Annotated in this window: 10 protein-coding genes and 1 tRNA gene; 5 read left to right on the top strand and 6 right to left on the bottom strand. The window is 57.0% G+C overall.

All coding sequences use genetic code 11. From position 1 onward, the window contains the following. The first annotated feature begins 13 nt into the window (after positions 1–13). Both MP439_03345 and rpiA read left to right on the top strand, forming a co-directional pair. A tRNA-Ala gene (locus MP439_03345) sits at positions 14–86 on the top strand. Between the two features lie 590 nt (positions 87–676). Continuing rightward, the gene (gene rpiA, locus MP439_03340) at positions 677–1,339 is read left to right on the top strand and encodes a ribose 5-phosphate isomerase A (protein ID MCI2975095.1); all 663 of its coding nucleotides are present in this window, start codon (positions 677–679) and stop codon (positions 1,337–1,339) included. 290 nt (positions 1,340–1,629) lie between these two features. Here rpiA and MP439_03335 read toward each other — a convergent pair whose 3' ends face one another. Continuing rightward, entirely contained in the window at positions 1,630–2,517 is an 888-nt protein-coding gene (locus MP439_03335; GenBank protein ID MCI2975094.1) for a fructose bisphosphate aldolase, read from the bottom strand. A 412-nt stretch (positions 2,518–2,929) separates the two neighbouring features. Here MP439_03335 and MP439_03330 point away from each other — a divergent pair, with 412 nt between their 5' ends. Further along, positions 2,930–4,381 (top strand): NADP-dependent isocitrate dehydrogenase, encoded by a 1,452-nt coding sequence (locus MP439_03330; protein MCI2975093.1) that lies wholly within the window; start codon positions 2,930–2,932, stop codon positions 4,379–4,381. Between the two features lie 80 nt (positions 4,382–4,461). Here MP439_03330 and MP439_03325 read toward each other — a convergent pair whose 3' ends face one another. Continuing rightward, entirely contained in the window at positions 4,462–5,148 is a 687-nt protein-coding gene (locus MP439_03325; protein MCI2975092.1) for a DUF1614 domain-containing protein, read from the bottom strand. A 280-nt stretch (positions 5,149–5,428) separates the two neighbouring features. Between MP439_03325 and MP439_03320 the strand changes: the two genes are divergently transcribed. After that, positions 5,429–10,096: an NAD-glutamate dehydrogenase gene (locus tag MP439_03320; protein ID MCI2975091.1), complete on the top strand. Its 4,668-nt coding sequence runs from the start codon at positions 5,429–5,431 to the stop codon at positions 10,094–10,096. 82 nt (positions 10,097–10,178) lie between these two features. Here MP439_03320 and bluB read toward each other — a convergent pair whose 3' ends face one another. Further along, positions 10,179–10,862, bottom strand: coding sequence for a 5,6-dimethylbenzimidazole synthase (gene bluB / locus MP439_03315; GenBank protein ID MCI2975090.1), 684 nt, complete (start codon positions 10,860–10,862; stop codon positions 10,179–10,181). 659 nt (positions 10,863–11,521) lie between these two features. Between bluB and MP439_03310 the strand changes: the two genes are divergently transcribed. Further along, a complete protein-coding gene (locus tag MP439_03310; protein ID MCI2975089.1) occupies positions 11,522–13,171 on the top strand; it encodes an APC family permease in 1,650 nt (549 codons plus the stop codon). A gap of 201 nt (positions 13,172–13,372) precedes the next feature. Here the strand turns inward: MP439_03310 and MP439_03305 are convergent, their stop codons facing one another. From MP439_03305 to MP439_03295, 3 genes are all read right to left on the bottom strand, one after another. Continuing rightward, positions 13,373–14,281 (bottom strand): cysteine synthase family protein, encoded by a 909-nt coding sequence (locus tag MP439_03305; protein ID MCI2975088.1) that lies wholly within the window; start codon positions 14,279–14,281, stop codon positions 13,373–13,375. Between the two features lie 44 nt (positions 14,282–14,325). Then, positions 14,326–15,048, bottom strand: a complete 723-nt coding sequence (locus tag MP439_03300; GenBank protein ID MCI2975087.1) for a PIG-L family deacetylase — start codon at positions 15,046–15,048, stop codon at positions 14,326–14,328. Positions 15,049–15,223: 175 nt separating this feature from the next. Next, on the bottom strand, positions 15,224–15,501 hold a 278-nt coding region (locus MP439_03295; GenBank protein MCI2975086.1), incomplete at its 5' end, for a hypothetical protein.

Genomic DNA, 15,501 nt, shown 5'->3' with positions numbered 1-15,501 from the left:
CTTTGCTACGCCCGGGGGTGTAGCTCAGCTGGTAGAGCGCTACGTTCGCAATGTAGAGGCCGAGGGTTCGAGTCCCTTCACCTCCACCCCGTGTTGCGGGTCCATATCACCCGCAATGGCCTCGTCGCTGAGGCGCCCACAACGACTGGAGCTTTCGACGCAGAACCAAGACGAGCCCCTGGCCGAGCGGCGCTCAACAATCGTTGGGACTGGGCACCGACCGCCCGTCAGATTTCGCTGTAGCAGATACGGACGATAGGACGCTGACGCTGCCTGATTTGGGTCTTGAGTTCGGTGGGAGCTGGCTGCACACATCCCAACCTCGTTAAGCTCAAATTCTCTGGCACGAAGCGACCCGACGCGCACCATCGTATGGTTAACCATGAGTCGAGCCACCGGTGTCAGTAATGATCACCCATCCAAGCGGACCATGGGAGCGCCAATACGACCGTTAGGTCGTCGCAACGTCACAGAAGGCGCCCGAATATCTCCTACCACCCGGGGGTAGCCAACCGTGACACGGATACCCCATTGCAACTGAGAACTTTAACGATGTCCGAGGCATTGGTAGCCATCATGAACCTCGTCGGTGTGTGTCAACGTTCGCCGTTAGACTCAAGCCACCTGTCGAGGATCCACATTGGGATCGATCGCCAACCGCTCGGGAGTCAGCGCAATGATAGATGTAGCCAGAGAAAAGCAGTTAGCAGCCCAGGAGGCAGTATCCTTCGTAAAGGACCATATGACGGTCGGTCTTGGAACCGGGTCAACCGTCGCCTTTCTCCTCTCGGCACTCGCACAAACACAACGCCGGATTCGGTGTGTGGCCACCTCACCCCACACCGAAGCGATCGCTCGCCAGCTCGGCCTCGTGGTCGAGCCCTTTACCGATGTCTCTAGCCTCGATATCGCTATTGACGGCGCCGACCAGATCTCAACCGAGGGTTGGCTTGTCAAGGGCGGTGGAGCTGCCCATACCCGTGAAAAGCTCGTCGCCATTACCGCGCAATACTTTGTCGTCATTGCCGATTCCTCAAAGGTCGTCGAGCGGATCCATGGCCCGATACCCTTGGAGCTTTTAGCCTTCGGGCTTGGATCCACGCTGCGTCGACTCGGTAACAGCACCGTCACCCTCAGGGACGTCCCGCTGAGCCCTGACGGAGGTGTGATCGGCGACTACCACGGTTCCGTCGATGACCCACAAGCTCTTGCATCATGGTTTTCCGCCACGCCGGGGGTCGTAGACCACGGGCTCTTTCCCCCATCGATGGTCGGAACAATCTTGATCGGACACACCGATGGAACGGTGGAGCGGCGTACGATCAGCGCGCCGAGCTGATGGAACCCCCGACACGCTCCAATGCTGTCACGACGACCTTAAGCTCTCTCGAGCAGCACAAACGCTCAGGCGGCACGGCTAATCACGCGAAGCGGCCGTGGTCGTCATTGGTCGGAATCAAACAAAGACGCATAGCACCAACGCCTCTGGATTGGAGGCGTTATGCAACCTCAATCAGTCCGGGTTGCTCGACCGCGCCGCCAGCAGCTCTGCGAGGCACATCGGACCCACACTCCAGACGGCGACACTTTCTTGCATCCCTATAATCCACACCACCGAGCATGATCACCTCACGTGATGGAAGCTGAAAATACCTGATCGACCGCACTCTTGAATTCCTGTTGGAACGCAGTATCACTCATGTCAACCGTGAGCCCTTCAGTGAGAGCCCGTGAGAAACTCGCAATCATGCCATGATTGCGAGCGAGTCGGCTCGAGGCCTCGTCTCGAGAGTACCCCCCAGAAAGAGCAACGACCCGCACCACATTTGGGTGTTGCAGCAACGGTGCATAAAAATCGTCCTGTTCAGGCAACGTGAGCTTGAGCATGATCAACTCGTCAGGCACCAACCCCTCAAGGGACTCCAAGATCGCGTCACGCAGCATACGCTCAGCTTCAGACTTCTCAGGGCTCGTGATATCGATCTCTGGCTCAAGAATCGGTATCAGGCCTCGACGAGCGATCGTGCGACCAATCTCAAACTGCTGGTCAACCACCGCCTGAATCCCTCTCGCATTTGCCAAGTGAATGAACGACCGCATTTTGGTGCCAAAGACACCTTTTTGGATGGCTCGAGCGAGCAATCCCTCAAGCCCAGGCATGGGGTTCATACAGCGGGCTCCGTCGATCTCATCTGCCAAACCCTTGTCAACCTTGACGAAGGGGACCACATGGCGCTCGGTCCAGAGGTAGGTCGGGGTATCCAGGTTTGCGACCTTTCGATCCATGGTGTCCTCGAACAGAATCGCTCCAAGGATCCGATCTCCTCGAAAACTCGGGTCGGTCATAATCCTTGTACGCATCTCGTGCATCAGATCCAACATCTCAGCATCGCCGTGATAGGCCTCCCGAGGGATGCCATAATGCGCTAACGCCGACGGTGTGCTCCCACCGCTCTGGTCGAGCGCAGCGATAAATCCCGACCCGGACCGCATCTGTTCAAGCTGCTCGTCGTTCATGTCCCTCCTCCGCTTCGGTCCAGCATACCAACAACATCGGCCCGACGGCGAGGTCGTAGTTGCCAGCACGTTCATGACCACCCCTACGATGGTCCGATGGGCATCCCCATCGTCTCGACCTCAAAAATCGACTCTAACACCCCCTAGCGGTAGCCCCAGTCGCTACCGCGACTCGCGATTCGTGCTCTCAGTACCCAGCACGGCCACCCGTCCAACCTTGCAATCAGCTGTTCGCGGGCTTGCATTGACGACCGTCACCCATCCACTTTTGGTGGCTCAGACAAGTGTCGTCTACAATTTGATTGATCAACGTGAGGACACAGAGGTTTCTCTAACTTTCGCGACCGAGCGGACAGTGCGCAAGCCGTACCTCGTCGAGAGGGCGAGGAGCTAACGAAGACGAGGAGCAAAGATGGGCACCGACAGGGCAAAACGCATCACCGTCGCCGAGGGGGACGGCATTGGACCAGAAATCATGGCTGCCACTCTGGATATTCTTGAGGCCGCAGGTGCCAATCTCGAGATTGAACGCATCAAAGTAGGTGCGCAGGTCTTTGAGCAAGGCATCTCGTCCGGCGTCGAACCAGGCGCCTGGGACTCGCTACGACGCACCAAGGTTCTACTGAAGGCCCCAATCACCACACCACAAGGTGGTGGGTTCAAGAGTGTCAACGTGACCATTCGCAAAACGTTCGGACTCTATGCCAACATACGTCCTTGCATCTCCTACGCACCGTTCATCCCAACCCAGCATCCGGGTATGGATCTAGTCATCATTCGTGAGAACGAGGAGGACCTCTACGGAGGCATCGAACATCGCCAGACCCAAGACGTCTTTCAGACGCTCAAACTCATCACACGCCCTGGCAGCGAGCGCATTATTCGTTATGCCTTCGAGTACGCGCGCCGCTACCACCGCCACAAGGTCACCAGCTTCACTAAGGATAACATCATGAAGCTCTCCGATGGAACGTTCCACAAAATCTTCGATGAGGTCGCGGCCCAGTATCCCGATATCGAATCCGAGCACTGGATCATCGATATTGGAACCGCGAAGCTTGCCACCGCACCAGAGCAGTTCGACGTTCTCGTTTTACCGAACCTCTATGGAGATATCCTCTCGGATGTCGCAGCCGAGATCACCGGCTCTGTCGGATTGGCTGGCAGCGCAAACATTGGCGATGAGATTGCGATGTTCGAAGCGATCCACGGATCAGCACCCCCATTAGCAGGTCAAAATGTGGCCAATCCATCGGGCCTTCTGATGGGAGCCGTCTTGATGTTGGTTCACCTTGGGCTCGGGGAGATCGCTACCAGTGTCCACAACGCCTGGCTGCGGACGATCGAAGATGGTGTCCATACCCAAGACATCTTTACCGAGGGTCGATCAGAGCGCATGGTGAGTACCGCAGAATTTGCAAAGTCGGTAATCGAACGACTTGGAGAGGCTCCTCAACAGCTCACACCTGTTCACTATCCAGATACGGAAGAGCCAATCGCCGTTACGGTAACGGATCGTCCAATCGAGGTCAAGACCATTGCGGGGATCGACATCTTCCTCGAATGGCGAGGTAGCGCTGACGAACTCGGTCACATGATCGAGGCAAATCTCAACCCCCATATGGGGCTGATCATGATCAGCAACCGCGGCCAGAAGGTGTATCCAGATGGAGCAGCCGAGACCTTCTGTGTCGACCACTGGCGTTGTCGGTTTCAGGCGGCCGATCCATCGACCGTTCTCACAACCGCGGACCTTATCGATCAGCTTCGTCGGCTCGACGCCGCTGGGTTGCCGTTCATCAAAACCGAAGGACTGTTCGCCTTCGATGGAGTCCCGGGCTACTCCCTGAGTCAAGGGCAATGATGTCGTCCCCGGCGCAGCACCACAACGATTACTCGCGTGCGCTAAGGGTCAGTGATTAGCACAGCACCACATCATCTCGATCAGATTGAGGCAAGCAAGACGGCCAGGAGACCTGTGAGGAAAATGCCGTCAAATGTTCCTGCCCCACCGATTGAGACGATCGACGCACCGAGGGATCGTGTTTTGTTGAGATTCGACAAATCAGCACCGACGAGTACCCCCATGACCCCGATAATATAGGCGAGCGCTGCGAGATAGTGAACGGTGAGCAGTGACGCGAGGATCACGGCGACAAGGGCCGGTAAGACAATCGGCACCGCGATCCCCACACCTCGTATAGGACGGGCGACGAAACGGACCACTACTGCTGCAATTGCCACTCCGATGAGTGCGAGCAACTCCAAATGATCATGAACCGCAAGATATACCGATAACATCGTCGGGATTACGGCTCCACCGAGGTTGACCGCAATCGTCGTCTCGCTAGGACGCGGCGGCGTCGGTATTACATAACGGATACCAAGAAAGCTGATCGAGCGCTCGATGGGCTGCTCGACTGGGTTGTGAACGCGGGCCACAGGGACGTTGATAAAACTCCCGACAATGGTGCCAACGAGCGTGAGCAGCAGCCAACCGGGAGCGATACCAATCCGTCGATATGCAAAGCTCAACAGATCCAGCGCTACCAATCCGATCAAGATAGCGAGTAAGAAGGCTAACGCGAGGAAGAACGGCCATGCAAGCGCCCAGTACACAGAACGACGCATACTACTTCTCCATTCCTAAGGGCTAGCACCAACGCTTGGCGCTATCACACCCTCCAACCTAGCGCTACCGCGCACAACCTGACCGAGCGGTGACTGAGGGGCTCCGTGATGCCTGAGTCCATGAAGAGCCCATTAAGACGACCACGATCTTTGCCGATTATTCGAGCAGGAAAGTCCTGGCCACGGCCCTCGGCATCAAAAGAGAAGCTCCGCGGTGTTGCATGAGTGGGCCTAGAGCCGCTAAGTTAGAGCATAGATCTACTCGACAAAGGAGTCGAAGTTGACACTTACATCGAAGAAGCCTGCCAAAAATCCGGTCTTTAGCGGTTTGAAGGAGCGTCTCAGAGACCTCGAGTCTCAGGCTCAGACGCCTGCGAAGCGTAAGGCCTTTCTCGGTTTTGCCCGCCTCTTTACGGCTCACATCGATCCAGAGGAAGAGACCGCCTTCTCAACCGACTTCGTCATCGCCGCACTGACCTCGCAGATGCATACGCTCGATGCCATCGGAACCGATGACATATGCGTGATGGAGATTGTTCGAGGGTCTGATGTGGTGCGGATTCGTTGTCGGCCCGATGGGTTCTCCGAGTTGGAATCCGTCTTTTCGACCATGCGAGCTCCAGGAACGATGATCTCCATCGTGAGCAACGACATGGAATTCCTCGTCGACACATTCCTGCAGACCATTCGAGAGAAGTCTGATCGACTCACGACGATCCACCCAATTCTCGAACGATCCGATCTCGCAAGTTGTGGCTGCAATGTCTCATCGGCCCAACCATCGGACCTGCTTTCGTTCTTTGCCGCACAAATCCCCATCGCAGTCACCAAGGTCGAGGCTGAACAATTACTGCGAACCCTTGCCAAACGCTATCAGCAGTTACACCACTTCAACCGTGACCGTGACCGCATGCTGTCAGACCTTCTCCATCTCGTTGAAGATCAGGAGTTCCCGATCAACGGAAAAACTGAGGCTCCCGTCAGCGACTCTGCATTCTCCCACTTTTTGCCTTTTGCCGAGATTCGCCGTCCAAAGAAAGGCGCTCGCCTCGATCTTGGACTCACCCGCGAGGATGTCGTCATCGATCGGCAGTGGCCACGGGGGCTCACAACGAGCTATCGAATCCAGGTCCTGCCAGCACGTTCCGAGATTCTTGACTTTTCGCAACTGCGCGCCGTCTCATTCAAGGCACCAGAGGGGGAGGTCGATTTCGTCGGCATCTTTCGGCCGCATCGCACTGGTTCAATAGGGCTAGCGGTGCCCGAGGTAGCGACCCGCCTTGAGGCGGCACGCCAACGCCTGAACTTGCTCCCTACGAGTCATTCCTATCGAGTCCTACGGGACTTCGTTACCTCGCTCAACATCGATACCGTGCTTGCCCTGCAGATGAACGATTTTCTTGAGCTCGCGCGTGCCGGCCTCCTGGTCGAAGAGGTCTCTCGCACGCAGGTGTTTCTCAGTCAAGAGCCGACTGGCCCACGTCATCTCCTTGTGCTGGTGCCGGGTGATCGCGTCGAATTTGGGATTGAAGATCGCATTGACGATACCTTGTCGATCTACTGCGAAGGGGTCCCCAAGCAGGTTGGCCGGTTCTATGGTGAACGCCGCCTCGTGCTCGAGTACGTACTGCTCGGCTCGCTCACCCCGGATGGCCTCGATAAGTTGCGCGACGAACTGGATCGGGTAACTACCCCGTGGCGGGCCCGGATCCGTGCCAAACTGCGCCAAGAGATCGATTCAGACTTCTTGCCGAAGGTGCTTGGTGCACTTGACCTTGTCGCCGAGTCGGTCGAAGAGAGCTACCAACAAGAGGAGAACGACGAATTTATCACCTCTGACCTGGTCGCCATTGCGTCACTGTTGGAGTCTGATCGTCGCCTTTCGACTCGTCTCCTGATCGGCACCGACGGCGACCTTCGCCTTCATCTCATTCTCCTCGGCAACAGACTGTCTCTCTCGCAAATTTTGCCGGTGATCGAGAACTTTGGCCTCAAGGTCTCCGACGAACAGCCATACCGTGGTCGAAGCGGCAACCGCGAGCTCTGGATTATCGACCTCGGCCTTGTCGTCGACGACGATCAATCCGCCGAACGCCTCAACAGCGAGCGCGTTCGAGAGCGAGTTGAGCAGTCGCTGGCTGCGATCTGGCTCGGCCATGAAGAGAATGACCAGCTCAACCAGCTCGCGATCACCGCTGATCTGAATCCAGAAGAGATTGCTGTGCTGCGTGCCTTGGCCAGCTATCTACGACTGACCAACCTCGGATACTCAGAGGCCTATTGTCAACAAGCTCTGGTCGGCCAACCCGTGCTTGCACGTATGTTGGTGCGCCTCTTCTTTAACCGATTTGATCCGGACATCTCCGACATGGATCGGGAGGAATCAGAGGGACGACTAATGAGTTCGTTGGATGAAGCACTGGCAACGGTCTCATCGCTTGACCAGGACAAAGTACTTCGCGGCATGAGTGAACTCATTCGAGCCATGTTGCGCACGAACCTCTTCCAAGCCGAACGCAAAGCAGTGGCCTTCAAAATCGACCCTCGCCCACTCACGTTCCTTCCTGATCCAAAACCACGCTACGAGATCTATCTCCGCAACGAAACCACCGAAGCCGTCCATCTGCGTGGCGGACCCGTGGCTCGTGGCGGTATCCGTTTCTCCGATCGCATGGAGGACTTCAGAACGGAAATCCTCGGGCTCATGAAGGCACAGACCGTCAAAAATGCCGTCATCGTGCCAGTCGGGTCCAAGGGTGGGTTCATCGTCAAGGACCTTGATCCCAAGAGTCGCAATGCGGCCAAGATTGAGCGATCATATCGGATCTTCATGGAGACATTGCTCTCACTCACCGACAATCTCATCGCCGGCAAGATTGTACCTCCTGAACAGACGCTATGTCATGACGGCCCGGATCACTATTTGGTCGTCGCAGCCGACAAGGGAACAGCCACCTACTCAGATATCGCTAACGAGATCGCAGTGAGCCGTGGCTATTGGCTTGGCGATGCCTTCGCCTCTGGTGGGTCTCACGGTTTCGATCACAAGCAAATGGGCATCACGGCCAAGGGTGCCTGGGTCTCAGTCGAGCATCTCTTTGACTCGCTTGGCATCGATGTCGCGCGAACGCCGATCCGCGTCGTCGGCATCGGCGACCTCTCTGGCGATGTGTTCGGCAACGGCATGTTACGATCACACCAACTCAAGCTCGTTGCCGCCTTTGATCATCGGCACATCTTCCTCGACCCAGACCCTGAACCCGAAGTCTCTTGGCAGGCCCGCGCCGCAATCTTCTCGCAAGGCGCTGGCACCACTTGGGAGGATTATCCCAAATCGGCTATCTCCGAAGGGGGGGGTGTTTTCCCTCGTAGCGTCAAGAGCATCACGATTTCCCCTCAAATCGCCGAGGTACTTGCCATTCCCGTTGGCTCCTATGAACCGAATCAACTCATAAAGCACATCCTGGGCGCACCGGTCGACCTTCTCTTCAATGGAGGCATCGGCACCTATGTTAAGGCCTCGACCGAGGCTAACATCGACGTTGCCGATAAGGCGAACGACCCGGTGCGACTCAACGGTAACGAGGTGCGTGCCAGGGTAATCGGCGAAGGAGGCAACCTTGGCATGACCCAGCTTGGGCGTATCGAGTACTGCCTGAGCGGTGGTCACTGCAATACCGACTCGATCGACAACTCGGCGGGCGTCGACACATCCGACCACGAGGTCAACATCAAGATCGCTCTTGATGCCCTCGTCCAGGAGGGAGTACTCACCGTCGACCAACGCAACGACGTACTTGCACAGTGCGTCTCAGAGGTTGAGACGCAAGTGCTCGCCGACAATGTGTACCAGAACTGGGCATTGTCAGCGGCCGAGGCGCGGTACGATCGATCATGGGGGGAGATCACGCGGCTGTTGAGGCATCTCGTTGATACCGCTGGGTTAGCCCCTAGCGTTGAGAGCCTACCGGATCCATCGATCACCGCAGTCGACACCCCGAGTCGTAAGCTGACAAGGGCTGAACTCGCCATCATTATCTCCTACGTCAAGCTGGACCTCAATCAACAGCTGATGGAGAGTTCACTACTTGACCATCCCCTCACCGATGGTCTCTACGAGGAGTACTTTCCGTTGCCCGTGCGCCAACGAATCGAGCAACTCTCACTTCGACACCCGTTACGCAGAGAACTCATCGCCACGACCATCGCCAACGTCATCGTCAACCATGTTGGCGTGTTCGGCGTTCAGGCAATCGCGGCCGCAGCGAACATCTCAATTGTCCAGGCAGCCGAGTATCTTTACCTCGCGTTGGTGCTCACCGATGCACGTACAACCGTGCGTCGCCTGCTCTGGTCGAGCGGGACGTCGTTTGATGCCCGCATGGATGCCTATCTCGGCTTTCAGGATCTGGTCTGCACTTCTGCACTTGAGCTGCGACTCGTGCTTAGCCAGCCCGACAAACTCTTTGATACCGATAACTTGAGCCAACTTGTGACTCAGGTGAAGACGGTTGCTCGCGACTTGAGTGCGCGCGAAGAGCTGCCCACGAGCTGGCTCCAGCGCCGGGAGCACTTGGCACAGGCTGAAATCGACCAGCAAGCGATCGATCTCCTAGTTCCGGGGCGCGCGCTCGCTCTCTATCTTTCGCTCCTCGTCGATCAAGCCAACTCGATTGATGACCTTGAAGGCTTCGTCGAATCCCTCTACCAGCTTGAGCTCGACAGTGGCATCGCTACGACACGAGAGCTACTAACAGCCGCATCGACATCTGATCTCTCATCTGTTCTTGCGCAACAGCAGGTTCAGGATCGACTCAACAACCTCTCGAGAACCTTGTATCAGGGGCAACCGCTTGACGATGGCATCACCACGGCCGTCAACAAGGTTGCGGAGAACTTACGCAAGGGAGAGATGTTGCAGGCGTTGCTCGAGAGCCTGAAGTTCTAACGCGCCAGCGGGCCCGCCAAGGACCTGATTTTGATTGTCGAAGCAACGGTGTGTGCCGGTCTTGTGTAGGGACCAGAAGATCCTAGTCAGACGCCATTAGCTTCGTCGGCAGCGCGATGAGTTCACTATCGTTGAGTGGCGTTCCAAATCGATCGACAAACAGGTGTGGCTCTAGTGGCCGACGGGCTTGCCACTGGAATCGCTCTAGATCGGGCACCTTCTCAAAGTGTGTGACCGGGCCGACACAGAGCCAGGCCACTGGTCGCAGGCCAGCGGGTAGGCCGATGAGTTCAGCGAGAAATTCCTCTCGGTAAAACGAAACCCACCCTACTCCGACCTCCTCAGCTGTAGCCGCCAACCAGAGGTTTTCGATCGCCAAACACACCGAGTACAACCCCGCGTCAGCAATCGCATGACGGCCAAGGACGTGTGGGGAACCCCGTTCCGGATCGTAGGTGACGACGATACCAAGGCTTGCATCTAGGATTCCTTCGATCTTGATCCTACTGAAGCGTTTCCTTGCTTCGTCGTCGAGGCTTGCTTCGAAGATGGTGCGCTCACTCTGTACGTGTTCATGGAATGCCTGTCGCGTTGGAAGTGCTTCAACCAGCACGAAATCCCATGGCTGGGACATCCCTACGCTTGGGGCGGCGTGGGCAGCAGTCAGTATCCTCCCGAGCACCTCTGGATTCAGGGGTTCACCGTTAAACTGACCCCGAACATCTCGGCGCCCAAAGATGACATCATAAAAGCCGGCTTGATCCACCTTATTCCCTTCTTCGTCTCGCATCTCGCATCTCGCATCTCGCATCTCGCATCTCGCATCTCGCATCTCGCATCTCGCCCAAGGCTACACGCCGTGATGCGCTCAACACAACCGCGAGCACCAACACGGCCAGGGCACCGAGGTCTATGACAGGCTGCGGGTGAAAGTCCGTGGTTCTCATAAACATAGAGGACATCACCCCCACCTCTCTGGGTCGTCCATCGTCGAGAACAAGTCGTTGAGAACGAGGCATCGACAACTGCATTCATCGTCATCCTCGCAACCGCCCATACATAACTGGGCACCTGGGGTGCCGTGCCATACTGGGCACCTGGGGTGCCCGGGATGGCTGGGGTGCTCTCTTGGCTAACCGGCGGTCAGTGACCGACCGATGAAGCCATCAGCGATAGCACAACGTGCCGGCGTCACGGTCATCTAGCGCTACGTCGTACGATGCATCTCGCATGTCATCGATTGGTGTAGCAACGCCACGTAAACCTTGCTCGCTCACAAACTCAGAGAATTTACAGAAAATGCCGGTTTCGATGCTGCGGTTGTACTAAGTTGGCCCCAATCGAAGTGTCATTTGCCTTCGATTGGGTCGAATCGGCCCGTCTATTAGCTATGGATCAGACTGAGAAGACAGGGGGACCTACTCAATGCAAACAAGTAAACCTGCCGAAGGGGGCCGACTACGGCGTGAAATGTCGTACATCGACCTCAGCTTCGCCGGGCTCGGTGCGATCATCGGCTCTGGCTGGCTCTTCGGCGTGCTCTACGCAGCGAACTACGCAGGCCCAGCGGCCATTCTTGCATGGATTATCGCTGCCGTCATCGTGGTCTTTATCGCACTCGTCTACGCCGAACTCTCGGGCATGCTACCTGAGGCCGGTGGTATCACTCGATTCCCGCACTTCACTCACGGCTCGCTTGCGGGCTTCATCATGAGCTGGGGTGCATTTTTGGGTTATGCAGCCGTGCCTGCAATCGAGGCGGAGGCGGTTGTGCAGTATGCGGAACACTACATCACCTCGTTCCAGAACAACAAGACGCTGGACTTCGTGGTCGAAGCCATCATCCTGCTCGTCTTTTACGCCATCAACATCTACGGGGTCAAGGTCTTTGCCAAGATCAACAGCGTGGTCACCTTCTTGAAGTTCATCACGCCGACGCTGACCATCATCGTGATCTTGTTTGTCGCCAAGCACTGGGGCAACTACACGGCCACGACCGCGCACGGCTCAGGCTTCATGCCCTATGGCACTGCCGGAGTCTTCATCGCCGTCTCCTCGGGTGGCATCATCTTCTCACTCCTTGGATTCCGCCAGGCGGTTGACATGGCCGGCGAGGCAAAGAACCCTCAGCGCGATGTCCCACGCGCAATCTTGACGGCAATCCTCCTTGGAGCACTCGTCTACACGCTGGTACAGGTGGTCTTCATCGCGGCACTCCCGCCGAATGCGATCGCCAAGGGATGGGCGGCGCTGGCCTACACTTCACCATTCGCTCAAGTGGCGACCATTATTGGGCTCGGCTGGCTGGCATCGATCCTCTATGCAGACGCCGTTCTCTCTCCATCTGGGACTGGCTTGGTCTACCTCTCCTCCGGAGGTCGAGTCGTGCTCGGATCAGCTCGCAACAACTACCTCGGTAACAAGTTCCGGGGGATCTCTGAGCGGTTCGGCGTGCCGATCTGGGCAATGTCGATCACGGTGCTCTTCGCGATCATCTTCTTGCTCCCCTTCCCGAGCTGGCAGAGCCTGGTAGGGGTCATCTCATCTGCGACCGCCTTCACCTACGTGATGGGGCCGGTTTCGCTTGCCGTGTTTCGCAAGTATCACAACGACAAGCACCGTCCGTTCCGGCTCGGAGGGGCTAAGGTTTTCGGCGTACTCGCCTTCATCGGTGGCACGTTGATCATCTACTGGTCGGGTTGGGCGGTCGACTGGAAACTCGTCGTGGGCATCCTCGGAGGCACCGTCGTTTACCTGATCGCTTCATGGCTCGGGGCCCCGGTACAGAAGATCACCAGCGAAGACTGGAGATCTGGCATCTGGCTACCGATCTACCTACTAGCGATGCTGGCGATCGCCTACTTCGGTGCGGCGAGGTTTGGGGCACCCTACAACAACCACAAGGGCTTCATCCACTATCCCTACGATATCGTGGTTGACATCGTGATCGCACTGGTCTTCTACGCATGGGCGGTTGCATCCGGCCGCAATAGCACCGACGCGGAGCAGGCCTTCCAACGAGCAGCCGAACTCCGACGCGAGGTACAGGGCGGCGAAGCGAGTCTTGCCGACTAAGAAATCACCAAACCTGCCTCGTCATAACCATGTCGAGGCAGGAATGAACTCTGTTGGGCTGTGACGGTCCACAGGGATCTACGAAGGGGCGGTGCTTGCGCATCGTCCCTTCGTAGATTTTTACGCATTATTTCCGATTGCAGCGAAATACCACTGCACCCTGGCGTGCTGGACGACGGATGGGGATGGCATCCCTGTCCCTCAGTGCCCCAGATAGTACTCGCTAAGGTACTTCTCACCCTCATCGCAGAACACCGTCACGATCGTACGGAATTCCGGATGACGCTCCTTGAGCCGCCGTGCTGCGACGAGGTTGGCACCTGAACTCGGGCCAACAAGGTAGCCGCGCCGTGCGAGCGCGTACATCTCGGTAATCGCATCCAAGCTCGTCACCGCCACCAGCTCATCAACCTCATCGCGGTGTCGTTCGAAGATCCCGGGAATGAAACCATCAGCGATGCCTTCGATCTTGTGATGATGCACCTCGCCACAGAGGATCGTGCACGACTCATCCGGTTCCATCCCGACCAACCAACAGCTGGGGTTGACTGCATGGAAACACTGGCCCACCCCGATCAGCGTACCACCGGTACCAACGCCCATGACGAAGGCATCGGGGAAACGCCCTTCACCCAGATCCGCCAAAATCTCGGGTCCGAACACCTCACGATTCTCTTCAACATTGAGCTCGGAATCGAACTGTCCCGGACAAAAGTATCCAGGTTGTGAACCGATTTGGCGTGCCTCTTGGAGTGCACTGTTGACGTGGAAGTCCCCCAGCTCTCGCACCTGCGCTCCAAAGGCCCTGGAGATAGCCACGCGTTCACTCGACAGGCCCTCCGGCATGAGGACCAGCATCTCGTAACCCTTTTGGGCTGCCACCATGCTCAGCGCGTTGCCAGTGTTGCCACTGGAAGCCTCCACAATCGTCATGCCCGTCTCAAGAAGGCCCTGTTCTTCGGCCTTCTCAACCATGTATTTGGCGATGCGAGCCTTGATGGAGCCCGAGGGGTTCAGGTACTCCAGTTTGACAAAAATGTTATCCTCGACCTCCACAAGAGGCGTTCCGCCGATATGTGCCAAAAGATCAGATCCAAGTTGTGTCGCCATTGACCCATTCCCCTCGTGAGAATCCCACCATCAACCGCTGCTTGTCAGGCCGTCTTCACAAGGAAGAACATTTCAGCCAATCGACCTTCGGGCAATCCCGCGGATGCAGCTCCAGCTGCCAACCATCCGCGAACCATCTCTCGCATACCCGATGGGTCTGGGAGCTGGCTCGCATGCTGTGAAATCGCCTCAATCTTGGCATCAAAAGTATCGGTGACATCCACATAGTGGGTTGGATCGGGGTAGGCCATCAGCGCGACGTCGAGTACCGTGTGGGCCTCGAGGCCGTCTTCGAGCAAATCCTGATGTGTAAATGGGTTGCGGGCATCCGGATACACTGCGCACAGAGCCGCCTCCCCCGCCGCAAGATGATCTGGGTGGGAAGACCCGATGCGAGCAAAGTTACGAATCGGCGATTGGCAGAGCACACGCTCTGGCTTGAACCGGCGAATCATGGCCGTGATGTCGTGTCGCAACTGCATGGACACCTCAAGCGAACCATCGTGATAGCCGAGGAACTCGACGGTATCAACACCAACAGCCTTGGCTGCCGCCACCTGCTCACGACGGCGAATCGAGGGTATCTCGGAGCGTGGGATTGATGGGTCAAATCCACCAGCGTCACCATCGGTGACGATGCAGTAGGCGATCTCGGTACCCTGGGCGCGCCACTTTGCGATGGTTCCTGCGACGCCAAAATCGACATCATCTGGGTGAGCTGTGACCACAAGCACGGACTGAGCAGGCTCTAATTCGGTTAAGGACATGTATTACCTCCATCTTTTCTCCCTCCATCCTACCGGCCTGCCTAACCGGCAACGAAGACTCAGACCGGACCAACCACACCGATCACTACGCCCAGATCACCCCAGAAGATGCCACGACACAGTGGACTCCAGGTCTCCAGGAACAAATCAGATCCTCAAGGCCAGCGTCTTCCGCCTATGCGCTCGCGTCAGGAAGGATAGCCACCGTGGGAATCTTTGGTATACCACCACCCATGATCTGCCCGATGGCCGAGTACCGGGCGAGACGGGTGTAGGCATCATGTCTCTCGTTCTCGTCTGTGAAGCGTCTCCACATCTTTGCCTTCATGTTGCCGATAGCAAAGCAGGACTCGATGTGGCAAACACAGGTATCCACGGCATCAAAGGAGGCTGGTCTATTAGATGAACGTTGATGCCCGCTGGGTATCGACCCTTGGCGTAGTCGCGCAAGCT

It is taken from the genome of Ferrimicrobium sp., from assembly GCA_022690815.1.
Taxonomy (GTDB): Bacteria; Actinomycetota; Acidimicrobiia; order Acidimicrobiales; family Acidimicrobiaceae; genus Ferrimicrobium.
This window is presented reverse-complemented; position numbering and strand designations above follow the sequence as displayed.